The following is an 18231-nucleotide window of genomic DNA, read 5'->3' on the forward strand; positions in this document are numbered from 1 at the left end:
TTTTTCACAAGATTCGATTCCAAAGCAAAAAATTCAAACATTTGAAATGCAGCAAAGTATGGAGGGAGAAATGTCGTTACCAAAGCTTCCCGACATTATCTCTCCGACTCCGACAGTTGCCGAACTTGGCAAATACGGAACCTATCCTGTTTCGATGAACACCGGCATTCCCAATATTAGTTTTCCACTTTTTATTGTTGAGGCCGCAGAAATCTCCATACCTTTTAGTCTTTCCTATCACGCCGGCGGGATTAAAGTAAATCAGGAGTCTACGGAAGTAGGCTTGGGTTGGAGCATTAGCGGACCGATGGTTATCCATAGGAATGTGCTTGGAACTCCCGATGAAACCACGGAGGGAAACTTCAACATGGTACCTATGGACTTGAGTGGCTTTTTCGCCAAACAAACTGGTACTGGGCAAACGAAATCCCAAAACTACTATTATTTGAAGGCTATTGCCGACGGTGCAGGAAGGGATACTCGGCCAGATATTTTCAACTACAACATTTCGGGGAAGTCAGGCCAGTTCATCTACGCCCCTGACCGAACTTTCTTTACCTTTCCTTACGAGCCGATCAAGATTTCCTTAGGCAACCCCACAGGGAACTTCTTTTTAAATTTGGTCGACGAGAAGGGGACCACCTACGTGTTTTCCGAATACAACAAGATATTGATCAATGATGAGCCCAACCCCAGATCTAACTACATCACGGACCTTTACGTCAAGGAAATTATATCATACAGCAAGCAGGATACAGTAAGATTCGAGTACGAGACCAAGGTTTATTCCAAAAATCAGACCTCCTTAAGCCATTTGATAGGGGGAGAGTTCGCTGTTAATTCTTCTGGTAGTGGATCTGAAGTAGTAGCAAACCGAGGCTCCTTTATGGAGGAAACTTCAACCTCAACAATACACCAGCAGGAAAAATTCGTAAAGAGAATAACTTACAGAAATGGCCAGGTTGTATTCAATTACAACACCACCCGGATTGATCGAAACGTCTTGGATGCAAAGAGCTTGGACGAAATACTGGTGTATGACGGTGAGGGCGTGTTGGTTAAGAAATTTGTTTTTAACCACGACTATTTTACGGCTACATTTGATGGCACGGGACTACAAAACTACTACATTAAGAGGTTGAAGCTCACTAGTTTTTCTGAGGTTGCGGTAGATCAGCCCAGTAACCTGAAGACCTACTCCTTTGACTATAATACTAGTATTCCCATTCCAAAAATCGGCTCTTTTGCCCAAGATTATTGGGGAATGTTCAATGGGCGAAATAATAGCACCCTAATACCGACTACCTCCATAATTGGTGGAAGTATTACATCCGTAGCAAATTTGGTGAAGGACCAGATTTATTCACCTCAGAGCGTGCCAGATAATTCCTATGTTTGGAATGTGGGGTCGGCCAATAGGTCTTCGGACACGACTAAAATGCAGATGGCAATCCTAAAGAGGATCACCTACCCGACCAAAGGCTTCACCACCTTTGAGTACGAGCCCCACGCGTACACCAGTTCTTCGGGTTCCACAGTTTTTGGAGGAGGATTAAGAATCAAAAAGATCGCCAGTTACGACAAGTTGAATACGTTGTCCGGATTGGAGGAATACAAATACGGTGTGGGTCAAAATGGCCTGGCAACCAAGTTTTTTGACGAGTCGCTGTTCTTTAAAAACTACGACGACTATACCATAGAAACATTTCGGGTATCCGGTTTGGCTTCCTTTGGATGGATATCTGCTTGGCAGCGGAGGTATTTGGGGGTTGACGTTTATTCGGCGGTCAACTACAACGGTCTGCCTTGGGTGTATACAGAGGTGAACAAGTACACAGGCACGAACTCCAGCCAACTTTTCAAATCTAAATATGTCTATAACAGCATTACCGATGATTTGGGCACGGGGAATTCTCTTTTCATCAACAGCTCCAACTATGGGCAGATGGTTCCAGTATCTGGCATCTCCAATTTGGTCGAGGAAACCCATTTTCGAAAGAATGGATCGGTGTATGAAGTAGTAAATAAAGTGGAGTATGTCTATTCGCAAAAGTATACCAATACCATCAATGCCCTGATGGTAAAAGAAGTCCAAAGGTTTGTGGATATGGGGTTATCGGTTATGTACTTACCTGGAGAAGGTGGAGACGAGCCCCAATTTATCCGTCCCGGACAGTACCAGTATAAGAGCAAGGCTTATCGGCTGATCCAGAAGAAGGAGAGTAACATCTCGTATCCTTCAGGGGTCGCTATGTCATTGCAGACTACAACAGACTATTTCTACGAAAACCCCTTTCACCTGCTGGTTACCAGGTCGGAGACGACTGGGAGCGATGGCAAGGTGAATAAGGTGAAAACATTCTATCCGGACGACGTGACCGGAAGCAGTTTTCTGTCGGGCGGGAGCTTGAGCGGGCCGGAATACACTGCTTTGGAGAAGCTGAAGAAGAACAACAATCACCGGATTTCTGAGCCGATACAGGTCGAGAATTGGGTGGATGCCACCAAAACTTCTACTCAAAGGACGACTTACAAAGAATGGGGTGGGTATCTGGTCTTGCCTGAAAAGATCAAAGCTTCTGATCTTTCCAATAACCTTGAAAACAGGGTAGCCTACCATGCCTATGCAAATACAGGTAAACCAGTGTTAATGTCAATGGAAGGAGGAACGATGATTAGCTACCTTTGGGCTTATAAAAGTGGCTTGCCTGTAGCGAAGGCAGAAAATGCTCTGAATACCGAGATTGCTTATAGTTCATTTGAAACTTCTGAAAAAGGTGGATGGACATACAATGGTACCCCAAATTCCACCTATTACCGGACTGGAAAAAAATCTTACAACCTCAGCACCGGATCGATCAGCAAAACGGGGATCACGGCCTCTGCCGCAGATCCCTTTAAAGTCACTTTCTGGACCCGAACCACGAGTGGTTCGGGATCAGTAACTGTAGCTGGGCAGAGCTTTGCTGTTTCAACTACCTGGACTTTGGTAGAGAAGACAATTACATCAAATAGCTTTTCAATATCTGGAGTCAATATCATTGTGGATGAGTTAAGATTGCATCCTTCGGATGCATTGATGACCACATATACCTACAGACCCCAGTTGGGAATTGAGAGCGCGACTGACCCTAGAAACTTTTCTATAAAATACGAATACGACGTTATGGGCAGGCTGAAAACCATCAAGGATGAAGACGGCTATATATTGGAGCATTACGAATACAATTATGCTAACTGAAACTAATTTTTTGACTATGAGACACTATTTCAGCATTGCTCTTTTTATGTTTTTGGTTAGCGTATCAACATCCTTTGGTCAGACTACGGAGAACTTTGTCAAGACCTACAAAGCCAGAATAGCCACAACTTCTACGACCACTGTTACAGGCGGTACATCGAGCCAGTCGTATAAAAGTTTTACTTACCTGGATGGCCTGGGCTGGCCGATGCAGACGGTAGGCAAAGCTTCAACCATCAGCGGCAAGGACCTGATTACCCCTATTGAGTATGACGATTTTGGACGTCAGGAAAAAGAGTACCTGCCTTATTATGAAACGGGGGGTACCCAGGACGGGAGGTTTAGAAGTACAGCAGTTTCTACTCATACCAGCAGGACCTCTGCGATATATGGGGACAGTTATGGCTATTCCCAGACTCTTTTTGAACCTTCCCCGCTGAACCGTGTGGACAAACAGGCGGCCCCTGGTTTGGCTTGGCATCTTAATTCAGGCAAAGAAGTCAAGTTTGAAAGAAGGCCTAATACTTTAGCCGATGATGTAAGAATCTGGACCCTTGACTCCAACGGGCTCCCGGTAACCTCTTCATCCTACACTGCCAATACCTTATGGGTGGAGATCAGCGCTGATGAGGATGATATCCAGACAGTCCAATTTACCGATAAACTGGGGCGAGTAATCCTGAAAAAAACCGAAGGCTGCGTTACGCCAGTCACTGATGGCCACTCAGGTTGGCTGAGTACCTATTATGTTTACAATGATCTGGGTCAGTTACGGGTAGTTCTTCCTCCGGTGGCCATAGATCTGTTTGAGGTAAATGATGTCTGGTCCATGTCTGCGGATTCTGACTTGGCTTTTGAACAATACTTTCGCTATACCTATGACAGCAGAGGCAGAATGAGCAAAAAGAAGGTTCCCGGCAAGGATGATGAATATATTCTCTACGATGCTCAGGACCGTCCGGTGGGTATGCAGGATGGGGTATTGCGTAAAAGTAGTAAATGGCTGTATACCAGATACGATGCTTTGGGAAGGGTGCTGTCTACGGGACTGGTCACTAAAAGCGACCAGGACTTTGGAACCCTCCAGGGAAGCCTGAGCACCGCGGGATCTAACAATGCTGCGATGGTAAACGGAACAGTCACAAATGGCTGGCCAAATGAGGAAGGGGAGTTGTTGACTGTGAATTATTACGATTCCTATGCAGCCCTTACAGGCTACAGCTATCAGACAAATACAGGTTTTGATGCACAGGCGAGCACCCGTACCCACGGTCTTCAGACTGGGATGAAAGTTAAAAATCTGGAAACTGGGGCGTTTTATACTACTGTTTTATATTACGACAACAAAGGGCAGGTAATCCAGACCATTTCCGAACACCAACTGGGCGGGGAAATCCGCACTTCAAGCAAGTATAATTTTGAAGGCCAGCCTACCCTCACCTTGACTTCAAGTACGAATACTGGAGTGGAAGATATCAAACGGAACTATATATATAATGTGATCGGGCAGTTGGCCTACATTGATCATACGATAGATGGGACGACCAGAAGAATTGTCCAGAATACCTACAATGATCTGGGACAGCTGAAAACAAAGGCATTTCCTGAAATAACTTCCGGCAACCAGACCTATACATATAACATCCGTGGTTGGCTGAAGACGCTGGGAAGTTCATTGACAGATGGCTATACCCAGACGAATTACTACCAAGAGAGTGGAGCGACTACCCCTCGATGGAATGGAAATATCTCCAGAATAAACTGGGGAGGGAAGGCCGGAACATCGGGAACCTTTAAAACAAGGACGTATAACTATATTTATGATAATGCTAATAGGCTGAAGTCGGCAACATATACGGCCACTAGTGAATCCAATTGGTTTACAGTTAACGGGATTACTTACGATGCCAATGGGAACATTTATTCCATGATTAGGAGGAATCAAAGAGCTACTTCTGACTATAATGTGGTGGATGATCTGGAGTACGAGTATGATCGGTTCAGCAACCGCCTTTCGCAGGTAAAAGACAACAATCTAAGTACAGGTTATACTGCAAAGGACTTTGTAGAGTCAGGTTCAGAAGAATACGGCTACGATGAGAACGGGAATATGACGGCCAACGTGGACAAGGAAATTACCCTGATCACCTATAACCATCTCAATCTGCCCCAGGAGATCACCTTTGAGAGTGGGGCACAACTTCGTTTTGCCTATGATGCCACGGGCAATAAAATGACCCAGAAGGTGTACAACAGTAGCGGGACTTTGACTAAAACCCAGGATTACATCGGGGAGATCGTGTTACTGGATGGAGCCCTTGATTACCTGATCCATGAAGAGGGAAGGCTTGTTGCTGAGGTGGATGGTCTCTGGGGAGAATACTACCTTAAGGATCATCTGGGAAATATCAGACAAGTTTTGCGTGCAGCGACAAGCCAGACATTTATGGCAACCATGGAATCCGGCAGCGCAGCAACAGAGGAGATGGCCTTTTCGATGATATCCGAATCCAGACAGACAGAGCCTGAGCATAACGTTACAGTAGGTGGAAACCAGGTGGCCTGGCTGAATGCCAATAGGGGCAGAATGGTAGGTCCGGGACGCACCCAGGAAATTTATGCGGGTGACAGTCTGAAACTACAGGTACATGGTAAATACCTGGAAGACAAAAACCAGAAAGCCAATGCAGCCAGCTTTATGGCAGCAGGAGGCAAGGAAAGACTCATCTCCGATCTGAATGAACTGGCATTAAGCAACCAGCGTGCAGGCGGAGCCAACCCGATAGCCTTACTGAATCTCGCAGATATCCTGGCGAAGGATCTTCAGAAGAAAGAAGCTCCGGAGGCTTACCTGATGTATGCATTGTATGATCAGGATAGTAACAGGTATGAGGTCGGTAAGAAAGTCCTTTCCAAAAATGCCGCAAACCAGCATGAAGTTCTGGAAGAGGAGATGTATATTTCCAAAGACGGATATATGGAAACCTTTGTGGTGAACGAAACGGCAGAGGATGTCTGGTTTGACAATATGATGGTGATGAGTGTGAGTTCGGCCATAGTCCAGGAAACACATTACGATCCCTGGGGGTTGGAACTGACAGGATTGGGATATCAGTATGGAGGGATCAAGGTGAACAAATATCTCTATAATGGTAAAGAGCTGATCGAAGATGAAGGATTGGAATACTACGACTACGGAGCCAGAATGTATGATGCTTCGATTGGGAGATGGTCGGTTGTTGACCCTGTTGCTGATGCTTATTTTAGATCAAGCCCGTATTCCTATACATTAAATAACCCAATCATATTTATTGATCCTGATGGCATGATGGTTAGTGATCCAAAGGACGTTATCACTAAAGTCACTAACACAAATCGCTCAAACCCGAATTATACTATTAGAGAAGCATCAATTCGAATGACTTTAAAAATAGTAAACTCTAATGGTGCGGATTTATCTAATACAATGGTTGCTGATGGGAAAGGAACAGCTGATTTGACCAGTACTTTTGGGGGGCGAGCGCTTCAAGGTAGAGTTGAAGGAATAACACCTGACACAGATACTAGAATTAAATCTTTTACAGTTGATTTTGAGGTTGTAAATAGCATAGATGACGTCGGTGAAAATGACCATGTTATGGTAATTGCAGGCGATATCCCTAAATTGAAAGATGGCACTGATCCAGTAGGATTGGCAGAAATTGGAGGAAGGGCATCTGCCGTTGAAGTTGGAACCCTAAAAAATGGTTCTTTTGATGAAGTTGTTACACATGAGCTTGGGCATAATTTAGGGTTGAGTCATACTAATGATGGAAAAGGTTTAATGGGAGCGAAAATAAATGGTCAAACCAATGTTTCCATAAGGGAAAGGGCAACGACATTAGGAGTATCTCCAGTGCAAGGAGATGGAACCTACAAGGCATCTTCAAGTTACACCAAAAATTCAAAGATAGTAACACAACAGTTTTTAAAAGAGAATAAAATCAAATAGGATGAAAAGGATTTTGTTTATAGTGATTCTTGGAATTATCATAGCGTGTTCTTCCTCAAATCAAAAAAAGGAAGAAAACTTTGATGGTTTTTCTATTTGTATCCCGGATAATTGGTTAAAAGTTTCAAGTAACGGAATTGACTCAAAAGTCACAGTCCTTGTAACTAATGAGAATGATACGGTCTTCATTAATTATGGTAAGTCAGTAAGAGGATTTACGGAGACAGTAATAGTGAATTCTTTACAGTCAAAAATTCATTTTGATTCCCTTGACTGGCCATACAGGAGTGAGATGATCTTTTCAAAAGATGCAACCGTGGAAGAACGGCAGGGAATCTTTTTGAGAGAATATTATCGTTATGATACGATTGATGGAAAAAGAGCCAAAATAATGGTACCTAAGTTGTTTGGGAAAGGCTCTACGGGAATTCATTTTGACTCTCTAAATAGAAGAGGAGAAAAGCTCACAATTGTTGGAAACAATCTAAATCAGATAACTCAAGATCAGCTTTATAAATCGTTTTACACCATTAGCTTTGATGAAGCCAATGATTGATTTAAAATCTCAGATAGTCCTATGTATATAAAATATTCAAGCTGGCGCTATTTTCTTTAAACTAATGCCCGCCCTTATGAGAGCAGAAAAATGTTTGGGGATATGTGAAATTTCATCACCAACTATCTTATCTTTTTCTAAAATTCTTTTCAAAAGGTTTTGCAAACGTTAGATTCTATCCACCATCCAATATTAGAATTAAAGTTAGAACAAGGAATATGAGTTTGTAATTAAACCTTTTGGTTCTACCCTTAAGTTAGTGGGGATATAAGTTTAATCCACCATGGAAAAACAGAATGGCGCTTCTAAAGTTGGCAAAGGTTCTATATCCTTTACCAACAGTTTTAAGCTCTTGGATTTTACCATTGAGCCGTTCTGCCATGGCGTTGTTCAAGTTCATCAATAAGGCATTTACTACTCCCTTGATATGGTTGTTGAACATATCTACTACTTTATCGATTTCCTTGATTTTTCTCTTCTGCGAATCAACAGTCCATTTGAGGTACAATTTCCAGGCGTACAGCTTTTGGGAGCTGAATAAATCCTTGAAGTTTTCCCGTACTTGCCATGCCTTGCTGACCTCATAATTGGCACCGGCAATCGCATCAAAATGAATACGTTGTTTCTCTGTGAGGTTTTCCGGATTCTTAAGCAGCGCGTAGCGGCTGTTCTTTAGTTCCTCATGTTGCTTTACCTCTCTTCGTCGCACCTTGTCGATTGCATCATTGAGGTACTTGACCAGATGAAAACGGTCATGGACAATGGATGCATTGGGGAGCATTTCCTGAGCAGTAGTGATAAACGCCTTCCACATATCCATGCTGATTGCATTGACCTGCTGAAGTTGTGTAGGAGTCAGTGATTTGTTTAACAGTGATTTGACAGCTTCTTTGGTACGGTCTTCGCCTACATCCAGCACACAGCCGGAGTTAGGATGGCTCAGGACTGTAATGTAATGATGGCCCTTCCTAAAGGACTTCTCATCTATACTCAATTGGTCAAAAACTACCTGCGAATAGTTCCTTCTGCCCATGCCCCTTAGGGTGCTTACATGTAGAATTCTATTCACTATGTTAAAACCACTACGCATGAGCAGCGCGGTTTTAGTCTGGTTCTTGGTTGCCTTCAACAGATCAATTACAGCATGCTCAAATAGATAAGTATGGCGCTCATAGCCCGATGCCCAATTGGGCTGAACAGTCTTCACTTTGCCATTCGAGGCGATAATTCTGGGAAGCTTACACTTGATGTAGGTCTTATATTGCATCGTGTCAAGATGTCTCCATTTACGCTCGGGCGCATGGTCATATACTTTGCATAACTCTCCGGTTTGGTCATCTGCCAATTCCTGCAAACGGCAGCTGATACTGATGTAAATCTCCGCGTTTCCAAGGTCTGTTTCGATAGATTGGACTTCCCAACCATCCTCAAGATTAAGCAGGGTGGTGAAAAAATTCTCGGTAAACATTTTTTTCCTCTAAGATAACTATTCCATTAAATTCGTGGTAGAACCAACCTTTTTATAAAAAAAAATTTTTGTTTCAAATTTATAAAGTGAAATGAATATTTAAAAATTATCAGATAAACAATATTCAAATCAAGGAAATAATTTTAGAGAGGTTGAAAAATAGTTATGGGTAAAAAATTTATTTTTATACTTAGTTTAATGCTTTCATCCTATTTTTTGAAAGCCCAAAACTTGCCAAGTGGAATGAATTCAAAGCTTCCCAAGCCTTCGATTTCAAATTCTATTTCTGCTCTACCCTCCAAACCTGAAATCCCTTACCTGGAAGAACTCAAGCAAATCCAATCATTGAAGAAATCTTATGATTCGCTGAGAAAGGAACTCAAAGAGCTGAAAGAGATCACTACTGACAGCACCCAGCGTGACAGCCTATTTACCCTTGCAAAAGAAAGAAGCAAAGCCCTACTGGAACAAGAAAGCAAAACTCTGGAAAGCCTGATTGAGTCTGAGGATATCCCAGGAGAGGAACTCAAGAATGCTGCGAAAAACACGCTGGAGCGCGTGAATGAATCCAAAGTAAGGTTGGCCGATATCAGGCAAGTGGATGAGCTGGAATCCCTGGTGGATCAGAACAATGAAAACCTCAAGGCACTGACCAATGAATGGATCATGCCCAAAGTAGAAGAACAGCTTACAGGTGTGGTGAAAGAAGGTTTTGATCCCAGAAGTGCCCAACTCCCGGACTTCTACGGTAAAGATGCCTTGGCAGAACTGACCAAGAAAGGATTGCCTTCAGAAGTGCCTTTTGATCAAGCCAAAGCACTTGCAACCGAGAAGGCTAGGCATATCAGCGAAGAATACATTCAAAAAGCAGGAAAGGATTTTTCTAAACTGAAAATTGATTCACTTGGGGATATCAAGACTATTTCATCTGACCTGAATAAGGAAAAGGCTGAGTTTCTCGAGATAAATAAATTGGCAGGAGAGCCTGTATTTCACCGAATCGGTATGGTTCTCTGGTATGATCCTCTGAATTCCTTTGGTGAAGGGGTATTGTTGGATTATGGACTCTCCTACTCCTTTTCCCAACAGTTTTCTTTGTTAGGAGGTGTAACTTGGAAAAAACAGTTTGATGCCGATGAACAACTCAGAAGAGAAGGGGGCGGTGTATTTACCGGCTTACGATTCAGTAAAGGAAATTGGTTTGCTCAGGGAACAGTAAACCGCAATCAGGTGACCATTACCAATCCTGCAGGCTATGAATCAAGGAATTTCGATGGAAAGGCTTGGGCTTTCAACTTAGCTATTGGAAGAACCATCCCTATCGGTGGTGCCATCCGATCTGTGGTTTTTGGATCCATTGATCCATTTTTTAATGAAAAGTCAAGTCTCTACAAAAGCAGGGTTCAGCTCAAGATCGGCTTTGAGATCGGTTCCTTCAGGAAGATCAAAAAGGAAGTGAAGGAGTTGGTTCAGATGGATGGGTTGAAAGAAAAAGGAAATGAGAAGGTGGAGTATTATTTGAAGGATGTTGGGGAGTTTTAATATTTTTAGCATACGCATTTTTCCTGCTTTATCCTAAAGAGATGTAGTTTCTCGATCAAGGATAGTCTATTTACAAGGCCAAGAAAAATTGATTTTTTCTACTCTTATTGATCCTTCCAAACTTTGAATACATCTAGTATTTTAGCCAACTCTGTTTAAATATCTTCTTACTTTTATCCTTTAATGAAGTGGGCAATTGATGTTGCAGGTTTGGAAGGGTTGATCAATTGGGGAAGTAAATCAGACTCTATAAAAAACTACTGTCATACTTTTTTGCAGAGTTTATTGGCAGTTCTTAGCAAGTAACATGTGCAGCAGAACGTAAAGCCTTTCAATTAGAAGCATTGGAGAGGAGGGCGGGGAATCATCTTGGCACGGCTTTCAATGGAGAGTTGGATTTGCCTCTTAGAACACATACAAATCACCTGAGATCTTCTCAGGCAGTAATTAGAGTCGTTGAGCGTAATTCCTACCAGTTTGCTGGTTTCTTTGTGCCTTAACTGACGAAATCGGCAATTAATTTTTTTCATAGTAAAGAACGAATTGCCTTTGAAAATGTATAGTTGTTCACTCTTCAAACAGGCTAAAAATCCTTCAATTACATTCCAGAAAAAATAACTTTAGGTAGGGGCAATTTGCATCACCACCAAGAGGACAAATTCATTATTTTTTGCATTGATACTACTGTAAGCTAAAAGAAAAAGTAACCAATAATTGCTTAAGCATCTAACGTCTTTTTTGAAGTTTTAAGGTGGTATGGACCACTTATCTTTTATTACAAAAAGCTATTGCCTCATACTTCTGGTTCCAATGTGATAAACCTTGGGAACCAAAAGCTAAATTCAAATAGAAATAATTACATCTCTTTTTTCCATCACAACAACCTAACCTACATATGGAATTAAAATTTGAGGATTTACCTCATGCTATCGCTCAATTAATTGATCAAAATAGCTTGATCTTAACAAGAATTCAAGAAGCTGTTGCTTCTGATTTGGGAAATGAAGAAATATTGACGCTTGGAAGAATTTGTGAATTATTGGAACTAAAAAGACAGACTATTTACAGCTATGTTTCTAAGGGAAAGATTCCTTTTCATAAAAGGGCTGGAAAACTTTACTTTTTTAGACAGGAAATTAAGGAATGGCTCAAAGGTGAAACCAAAGACTCATTAGTGGAAGGAATTAGTTTCAACCCAAAAAGAAAATTTCGTGGTAGAGGATTCAAGAAATGAATACCATACACTTCCCCATTTTGTCCACTCACTCTGAGATTGTGTTTTTTACCAAAGCATTCATTGGTTCTGAAACGTCTTTATCTTATGGAACTTCTCTGTTTCAACAATGTGGGTTACTCTATTTTTTTTCTTTTCGAAGATTTTTACCAACTCTGATCAAATAACTTGACCTGGTTCCAGATTTTTGTAAGCCAAACTTTCTACCAACTGAAAAAAACATGCTAGAATGGTGGGAAAATAAATTGATTTTCTTTGTGCAAATCATGTGCAAATGAAAAATAAACTAACGAAACATTTCTCACAAGTACCTGATTACCAATTTTTCAACTCGGAATGGAGCAAGTACCTACTTATTTTTATAAAAGTGATAAGGAAATAGCCAAAGTCCTTAATGATATTGTTTGAAAGGGAGCTTCAGGCTATTTTATCCTTGGTTATTCCTTAGTCAGCTGATTTTAAAATTGTGCAAAGGTGAAATATGTATTTACAACATTTTGCAAATTTTTTGCAAATAAAAAAGCCACTTACAATTTCACATCGTAAGTGGCTGATTATCAGCTCCTCCTCAAGGACTTGAACCTTGGACCCTCTGATTAACAGTCAGATGCTCTAACCAACTGAGCTAAGGAGGAATTTAGTGTTTTTCCGCTCTAACCTCCCGATAGCTATCGGGATGACAAAGGAGGAATTTTGTGTTTCTTTCGGAGCTTGTTCCGAATTGGTGATGCAAATGTAGGAGGCTAATCCAATTATTCCAAACCACCCTCAGTAAAAATATATGATATTATTCAGTCTTGGTTGTTTTTGCTTCACTTTCAGAGACTTAATTTTTATTGTTTTATCAAATAATAAAGAGGCTTTCTCATGGTGTTATCTCTCTTGTTCTTAAACTAGAATTAATATGGGATTTTAAAAAATAGAACTTAGGTACTAGTCATAATAGCAAATCCATTCTTTTTCATGCCTTAAAGAAAAAAATAGATACCTTATACAGGTAAAAATTTAAGATATATGGCTAGTTATAAATTAAACATCAATGGTGAGACAAAGGAAGTAGAGGCAGTTGAGGACATGCCACTACTCTGGGTGATCCGAGATTTGCTGGATATGAAAGGCACCAAGTTTGGTTGCGGTCAAGCGCTGTGCGGAGCATGTACGGTTCACTTGGATGGCGTGGCTGTTAGATCCTGCTCCTTACAAATTTCTAGTGTGGGAGAGGGTAAAGTCACTACAATTGAAGGACTTTCTGAAAATGGAGATCATCCAATTCAAAAAGCTTGGGTGGAGCATATTGTCCCGCAATGTGGCTATTGCCAATCAGGTCAGATTATGAATGCTGCAGCGTTATTAGGTTCAAATGCTAACCCAAGTGAAGAGGAGATCGAAACAGCAATGGCTGGGAACCTCTGCAGATGCGGTACTTATAATCGTATCAAAGAAGCTATAATGACTGCTTCAAAATCTCTTTAATCTCTTCCACTTAATTGTAATCTCATGCTTCCAAATATTCCATTTTTAAAAAACAAAAAAAGAGAAGATCAGAGTAAGGTCTTTTCTCCTTCGCGAAGAGACTTTTTGAAATTCGGATCTCTTGCCACTGGCGGTCTATTCTTAGGAGTTAGCTTTCAGTGCTCAGGTCCAAAAGGAGAAACGGTCACTTTTGCCCCAAATGTCTACATCAGCATCAATTCAGATAATGAAGTCACGCTAGTGGCCCACAGATCTGAGATGGGCACAGGCATTCGTACCTCTTTGCCGCAAATCATGGCAGATGAATTAGGCGCAGACTGGTCAAAAATCAAGATCGTTCAAGCTGAAGGCGATGAGGAAAAATACGGCAACCAAAATACCGATGGCTCTTTCTCTGTTCGTATGTTTTACGAGCCAATGAGAAAAGCTGGCGCTACTGCCAGACACATGCTAATTGCTGCAGCTGCTTCTGAATGGAGTGTGGATGCTTCCGAGTGTGATACTGAAAATGGGATGGTGATCCATTCTGGAAATGGAAAGAAATTAAGCTTCGGTGATTTGGTAGGCAAACTTGTAGATGCTCCCTTACCAGCTCCGGAGAGTGTAAAATTGAAAGACTTTTCGAAGTTAAAGTTGATAGGTACTGATGTTCCTATTTATGATCTAAAGGATATAGTTACTGGCAAATCAGTTTTTGGAGCGGACGTGAATCTACCAAATATGAAAATTGCGGTGGTTATGAGGACGCCGGTAATTGGTGCCACTTTGACTTCCTACAATGATGAAAAAGCTTTGGCAGTACCTGGCGTGGAGCAAGTAGTGAAGATAGAAGGTTCTGGATTTCCTCCAGGTCTTGATAAGGCATTGGAAGGGGTAGCGGTGATAGCTACGAATACATGGTCAGCGATCAAGGGCAGAGAAGCATTGGAAGTTGTTTGGGATTTGGGAGAAAATCAAAATTATAATTCCGATCAGCAGCTGGCGGAAATGCTTGAAAGTACAAAAGGAAGCGGGAAGGTAAGAAGGGAAAGAGGGGATTTCGATGCGGCTGGCAAAGCTGCTTCGAAAACACTGGAAAGTACTTATGAAGCACCATTTTATGCCCATGCTACCATTGAACCACCTGCAGCAATTGCAGATGTAAAGGAAGACGGTTCATGTGAAGTTTGGTCCCCAAGCCAACATCCCCAGTGGGCTAGAGGAGCAGTTGCTGCTGCTTTAGGTGTAGATGTAGCCAATGTAAAAGTCAATGTAACCTTGCTAGGAGGAGGTTTTGGACGAAAATCCAAGCCCGATTTCGTAGTGGAAGCAGCATTACTATCTAAAGCTGCAAAAGCTCCAGTTCGTGTACAATGGACAAGAGAAGATGATCTTCATTTTGACTTTTTCCACTCCCATAGTGCCCAGAGGATCAAGGCAACTTTGGATTCCTCAGGCAATTTAACAGGTTGGAATCATCACACAGTTTTTCCGGCGATAGGTTCCACTGGGAGCAAAGAGGAATTACATCCTTCAGACGGTGAATTAGGACTTGGTTGTACAGATTTCCCATTTGATGTTCCAAATATTCGAATTGAGTCCCATGAGTCTACGGGTAATACTAGAGTAGGATGGTTACGCTCAGTAAGTAATATTCACCATGCTTTTGCCATACACTCCATGATGGACGAAATAGCTGAGGCAAGAGGTAAGGATCCAATAGAAAATGCCATTGAACTATTGGGAGAAGATAGGGATATCACTTTCCAATCGGAGATGGTGGATAGCAACTATGAAAACTATGGAGAAAAAATAGAAGATTTTCCTTGGAACACAGGGAGGATGAAAAACGTAATTCGCACCGTTGCTGAAAAATCAAATTGGAACTCAAATAAAGCTGCAGGTAAAATAATGGGCTTTGCTGCACATAAAAGTTTTCTGACTTATGTAGGATGTGTAGTGATTTTGGAAAAAGATACAGCTGGAAAAACTGTCATCTCGGATGTTTTCTACGCAGTTGATTGTGGTGTAGCCGTGAATACGGATAGAATTCGCTCCCAGTTTGAAGGCGGTTCTCAGTTTGCTACTAGCTTAGCGACTACTTCAGCTATTACGTTTGACAAAGGGCAAGTGCAGCAAAATAACTTCGATACCTATAAGATTATTCGAATGCCAGCTTCCCCGAAAAATATTCACGTACATATCATAGAAAGCCAGATCAAACCGACGGGCGTAGGAGAGCCTCCGGTACCTCCATTTATTCCTGCTTTGGCAAATGCCATGTACCAAATGAATGGTCAGCGAATTTATAAACTGCCTTTTACCATTTAATTTATAGATCAGTAAGTAGATCAATTGTTGAGTCAATTGGTATGCTTACTGATATTATTTTACTTCTGGTTTTTAACACTGAACTTTCTTGACATCACTTTTATGAATTTGGTTTTTCGGAAGCGTAAGGCAGACCAGTCTTCATTGATAGCGATCTGGCGAACTCCCTCGTAATCAAATTCGCCTAAATATTTCCATCCAGAATCACGATTGATTTTAGCTTTGTAGCGTTTGGAGGTACCTTTTGGGTAGGCAAGCCAAATCTGTTCATCATCTGGAGCAAGAGCCTGCATTTCAAAAAAGTATTTCTCTACATCGGCTTCAGTTTGGACAAAAGCCAGCATAAAATCAGGTTTGAAAGCTGGTTGAATCAAGCCATCTTTTTTCCAATTAGTAATTAATTCCTCAAGTTCCTGCGGGCTGTTCCAAACTTGTATGTTCATTCCCTCTTTCCAGGTCATTTTTTTAAGAATAGGATCCATTTTCTAGCTGTTTATTTTACTTGTTATGTGAAATTAATATTTCTGAGCTGGTTTAGATTGCAAGGCTACTGCTCATTTTTTTTACTTTTAGCTTGTTATTAAATCTACCCCATGAAAATATCATTAGGAATAATCATTATGTTTTTATCTTTTTCCTGTGTAAGTGCTCAGGATGAAGTAATTATGAGCTTTGGGGAAGGTGTTCCTGTCGCCACACTTAAAAATGATGAGTTGGATGAAATTTCAGGCTTGGCAATAAGTAGGGTTTCCCCCGGAGTTATCTATGTTCATAATGACAGTGGCGGTGAAGCGGTAGTGTATTTATTGGATTCTTTGGGAAAAAATCTGGGGAAGATTGTATTTCTAGAGACCGAAAATAGAGACTGGGAAGACCTAGCAATAGGCCCAGGATCAGATGGAAAAAACTACATCTACGTTGGTGAAATTGGTGATAATAATGCTGTGCATGATGAAATTGTCATTTACAGGGTTCCCGAGCCAACTCAGGTAACTTCTATCTCTCAGGTTTTACCCGAAAAAAGAGTCATTAATTATCCGGGAGGAGCAAGGGATGCAGAGTCCTTGATGGTTGATCCAATTTCTGGCGATATCTTTATTATTTCCAAGCGCGATAGCGTTAATACGCTTTATCGTCTTGCTGCAGATAAATTTAATGGTGGTCAAGATGAATTGGAAGAGTTAATTAAGCTTCCATTCACCAGTTCGACTGCCGCTGATATCTCGTCTGATGGAAGCCAGATTTTGGTAAAAAATTACCTGGCTATCTACTATTGGAAAAGGAATACGGGAGAATCTGTAGCGGAGGCTATGGGCAGAAAACCAACAGAGCTCCCTTATTCGCCTGAGCCGCAAGGAGAGGCGATTGGATTTAGACCTGATGGAAAAGTCTTCTACACGCTCAGTGAAAAACGATTCGATTTGGATCCCGTTCTTTATAAGTACACAGCAAAAAAACCTTAATGCAAATTACTTCTACTATACTGATGGTTCGTCCAGCAAACTTTGGGTTCAATCCAGAAACTGCGGGAAATAACTTTTACCAAAAGTCAGATGGAAGATCGCCTGAAATTATAAATTCACTGGCGCAGAAAGAATTTGATGCCTTTGTGGCTATGCTCAGGGATCAGGGAGTCAATGTGATTGTGGAAGAAGATTCTTCTATGCCCGCAAAGCCGGATGCCGTATTTCCCAATAATTGGTTTAGTACGCATCCCGATGGTAAGTTGATTTTGTATCCTATGTACTCGCCAATTAGACGGCAAGAGCGCAGAATAGATCTCATAGAAAATTTGATAAAACGTAAGTTTGTAGTAAATGACGTTATAGATTTAAGCTTTTTTGAGGATGATCAGCAATATTTAGAAGGAACTGGAAGTATGGTTTTGGATCATCATTCCAAAACTATTTTTGCTTGCTTTTCAGAGCGAACACACAGAATTCCTCTTGATTATTTAGGCAAACTGTTGGGTTATAACATTGTAGGCTTTCATGCCAAGCAAGAAAACCAAGGTGTGCTCAGCGCCATTTACCACACCAATGTGATGATGCATGTTGGGACTGATTTGGCTATTGTCTGCTTGGATAGTATTCCTAAAGCATCAGAGAAACAGGCAGTACAAAAATCTTTGACACAGGCAGGGAAAAAAGTAGTCCCTATTACTACAAAACAAAAATTTCACTTCGCAGGAAATATGCTGGAAGTGGGAAATGATGGAGGAGAAAAATTCACCGTCATGTCCGAAACTGCGCTGGATTCTTTGAATATTGGCCAGATCCAATTGATAGAAAAATACTCAACCATCATAAGTCCTTCCATTCCAACCATAGAAAAGCTTGGTGGAGGAAGTGCGCGCTGTATGATGGCTGAGATCTTTTTGCCTAAGGCAACTAATTGATTGAAGTAAATCCTAAAT

The 18231-nt window shown here is 41.4% G+C and carries 11 protein-coding genes and 1 tRNA gene; 9 read left to right on the forward strand and 3 right to left on the reverse strand.

Annotated features, from left to right (window positions below):
* Window positions 1-46: 46 nt before the first annotated feature.
* From ACPUEN_RS00945 to ACPUEN_RS00955, 3 genes are read left to right on the forward strand one after another with little or no spacing between them, the layout of a single operon-like run.
* Window positions 47-3241, forward strand: a complete 3195-nt coding sequence (locus ACPUEN_RS00945) for a hypothetical protein (protein WP_425637967.1) — start codon at window positions 47-49, stop codon at window positions 3239-3241.
* Between the two features lie 16 nt (window positions 3242-3257).
* Window positions 3258-7232 (forward strand): DUF6443 domain-containing protein, encoded by a 3975-nt coding sequence (locus ACPUEN_RS00950; protein WP_425637968.1) that lies wholly within the window; start codon window positions 3258-3260, stop codon window positions 7230-7232.
* Window position 7233: 1 nt separating this feature from the next.
* Window positions 7234-7788, forward strand: coding sequence for a hypothetical protein (locus ACPUEN_RS00955; RefSeq protein ID WP_425637969.1), 555 nt, complete (start codon window positions 7234-7236; stop codon window positions 7786-7788).
* Between the two features lie 256 nt (window positions 7789-8044).
* Here ACPUEN_RS00955 and ACPUEN_RS00960 read toward each other — a convergent pair whose 3' ends face one another.
* Window positions 8045-9256, reverse strand: a complete 1212-nt coding sequence (locus tag ACPUEN_RS00960) for an ISL3 family transposase (RefSeq protein WP_425637954.1) — start codon at window positions 9254-9256, stop codon at window positions 8045-8047.
* A 243-nt stretch (window positions 9257-9499) separates the two neighbouring features.
* Here ACPUEN_RS00960 and ACPUEN_RS00965 point away from each other — a divergent pair, with 243 nt between their 5' ends.
* Together ACPUEN_RS00965 and ACPUEN_RS00970 are read left to right on the forward strand one after the other, a co-directional pair.
* A complete protein-coding gene (locus ACPUEN_RS00965; protein ID WP_425637970.1) occupies window positions 9500-10798 on the forward strand; it encodes a hypothetical protein in 1299 nt (432 codons plus the stop codon).
* An 895-nt stretch (window positions 10799-11693) separates the two neighbouring features.
* A complete protein-coding gene (locus ACPUEN_RS00970) occupies window positions 11694-12032 on the forward strand; it encodes a helix-turn-helix domain-containing protein (RefSeq protein WP_425637971.1) in 339 nt (112 codons plus the stop codon).
* A gap of 561 nt (window positions 12033-12593) precedes the next feature.
* Here ACPUEN_RS00970 and ACPUEN_RS00975 read toward each other — a convergent pair.
* Window positions 12594-12667, reverse strand: a tRNA-Asn gene (locus ACPUEN_RS00975).
* 379 nt (window positions 12668-13046) lie between these two features.
* Between ACPUEN_RS00975 and ACPUEN_RS00980 the strand changes: the two genes are divergently transcribed.
* Both ACPUEN_RS00980 and ACPUEN_RS00985 read left to right on the forward strand, forming a co-directional pair.
* The gene (locus ACPUEN_RS00980; protein WP_425637972.1) at window positions 13047-13505 is read left to right on the forward strand and encodes a (2Fe-2S)-binding protein; all 459 of its coding nucleotides are present in this window, start codon (window positions 13047-13049) and stop codon (window positions 13503-13505) included.
* Between the two features lie 24 nt (window positions 13506-13529).
* Window positions 13530-15815 (forward strand): molybdopterin cofactor-binding domain-containing protein, encoded by a 2286-nt coding sequence (locus ACPUEN_RS00985; RefSeq protein WP_425637973.1) that lies wholly within the window; start codon window positions 13530-13532, stop codon window positions 15813-15815.
* A gap of 59 nt (window positions 15816-15874) precedes the next feature.
* On the opposite strand, the gene ACPUEN_RS00990 is transcribed toward ACPUEN_RS00985, so the two are convergent.
* A complete protein-coding gene (locus tag ACPUEN_RS00990; protein WP_425637974.1) occupies window positions 15875-16276 on the reverse strand; it encodes a hypothetical protein in 402 nt (133 codons plus the stop codon).
* 132 nt (window positions 16277-16408) lie between these two features.
* On the opposite strand from ACPUEN_RS00990, the gene ACPUEN_RS00995 reads away from it, so the two are divergent.
* The gene (locus ACPUEN_RS00995; RefSeq protein WP_425637975.1) at window positions 16409-17278 is read left to right on the forward strand and encodes a hypothetical protein; all 870 of its coding nucleotides are present in this window, start codon (window positions 16409-16411) and stop codon (window positions 17276-17278) included.
* On the forward strand, window positions 17278-18213 hold the full coding sequence (gene ctlX / locus ACPUEN_RS01000; protein WP_425637976.1) for a citrulline utilization hydrolase CtlX: 936 nt from the start codon (window positions 17278-17280) through the stop codon (window positions 18211-18213). Before ACPUEN_RS00995 ends, ctlX begins: the two co-directional genes overlap by 1 nt.
* The last annotated feature ends 18 nt before the right edge of the window (window positions 18214-18231 follow it).

This window comes from Algoriphagus yeomjeoni (assembly GCF_049821175.1).
In the GTDB taxonomy this organism is placed as follows: domain Bacteria; phylum Bacteroidota; class Bacteroidia; order Cytophagales; family Cyclobacteriaceae; genus Algoriphagus; species Algoriphagus yeomjeoni_A.

Bases quoted from the DNA above. Each gene is read 5' to 3' on its own strand.
- ACPUEN_RS00955 (WP_425637969.1), top strand. From the start codon at position 7,234: ATGAAAAGGATTTTGTTTATAGTGATTCTTGGAATTATCATAGCGTGT.
- ACPUEN_RS00985 (WP_425637973.1), top strand. From the start codon at position 13,530: ATGCTTCCAAATATTCCATTTTTAAAAAACAAAAAAAGAGAAGATCAG.
- ACPUEN_RS00990 (WP_425637974.1), bottom strand. From the start codon at position 16,276: ATGACCTGGAAAGAGGGAATGAACATACAAGTTTGGAACAGCCCGCAG.
- ACPUEN_RS00970 (WP_425637971.1), top strand. From the start codon at position 11,694: ATGGAATTAAAATTTGAGGATTTACCTCATGCTATCGCTCAATTAATT.
- ACPUEN_RS00960 (WP_425637954.1), bottom strand. From the start codon at position 9,256: ATGTTTACCGAGAATTTTTTCACCACCCTGCTTAATCTTGAGGATGGT.
- ACPUEN_RS00965 (WP_425637970.1), top strand. From the start codon at position 9,500: ATGAATTCAAAGCTTCCCAAGCCTTCGATTTCAAATTCTATTTCTGCT.
- ACPUEN_RS00980 (WP_425637972.1), top strand. From the start codon at position 13,047: ATGGCTAGTTATAAATTAAACATCAATGGTGAGACAAAGGAAGTAGAG.
- ACPUEN_RS00950 (WP_425637968.1), top strand. From the start codon at position 3,258: ATGAGACACTATTTCAGCATTGCTCTTTTTATGTTTTTGGTTAGCGTA.
- ACPUEN_RS00945 (WP_425637967.1), top strand. From the start codon at position 47: ATGCAGCAAAGTATGGAGGGAGAAATGTCGTTACCAAAGCTTCCCGAC.
- ACPUEN_RS00995 (WP_425637975.1), top strand. From the start codon at position 16,409: ATGAAAATATCATTAGGAATAATCATTATGTTTTTATCTTTTTCCTGT.
- ctlX (WP_425637976.1), top strand. From the start codon at position 17,278: ATGCAAATTACTTCTACTATACTGATGGTTCGTCCAGCAAACTTTGGG.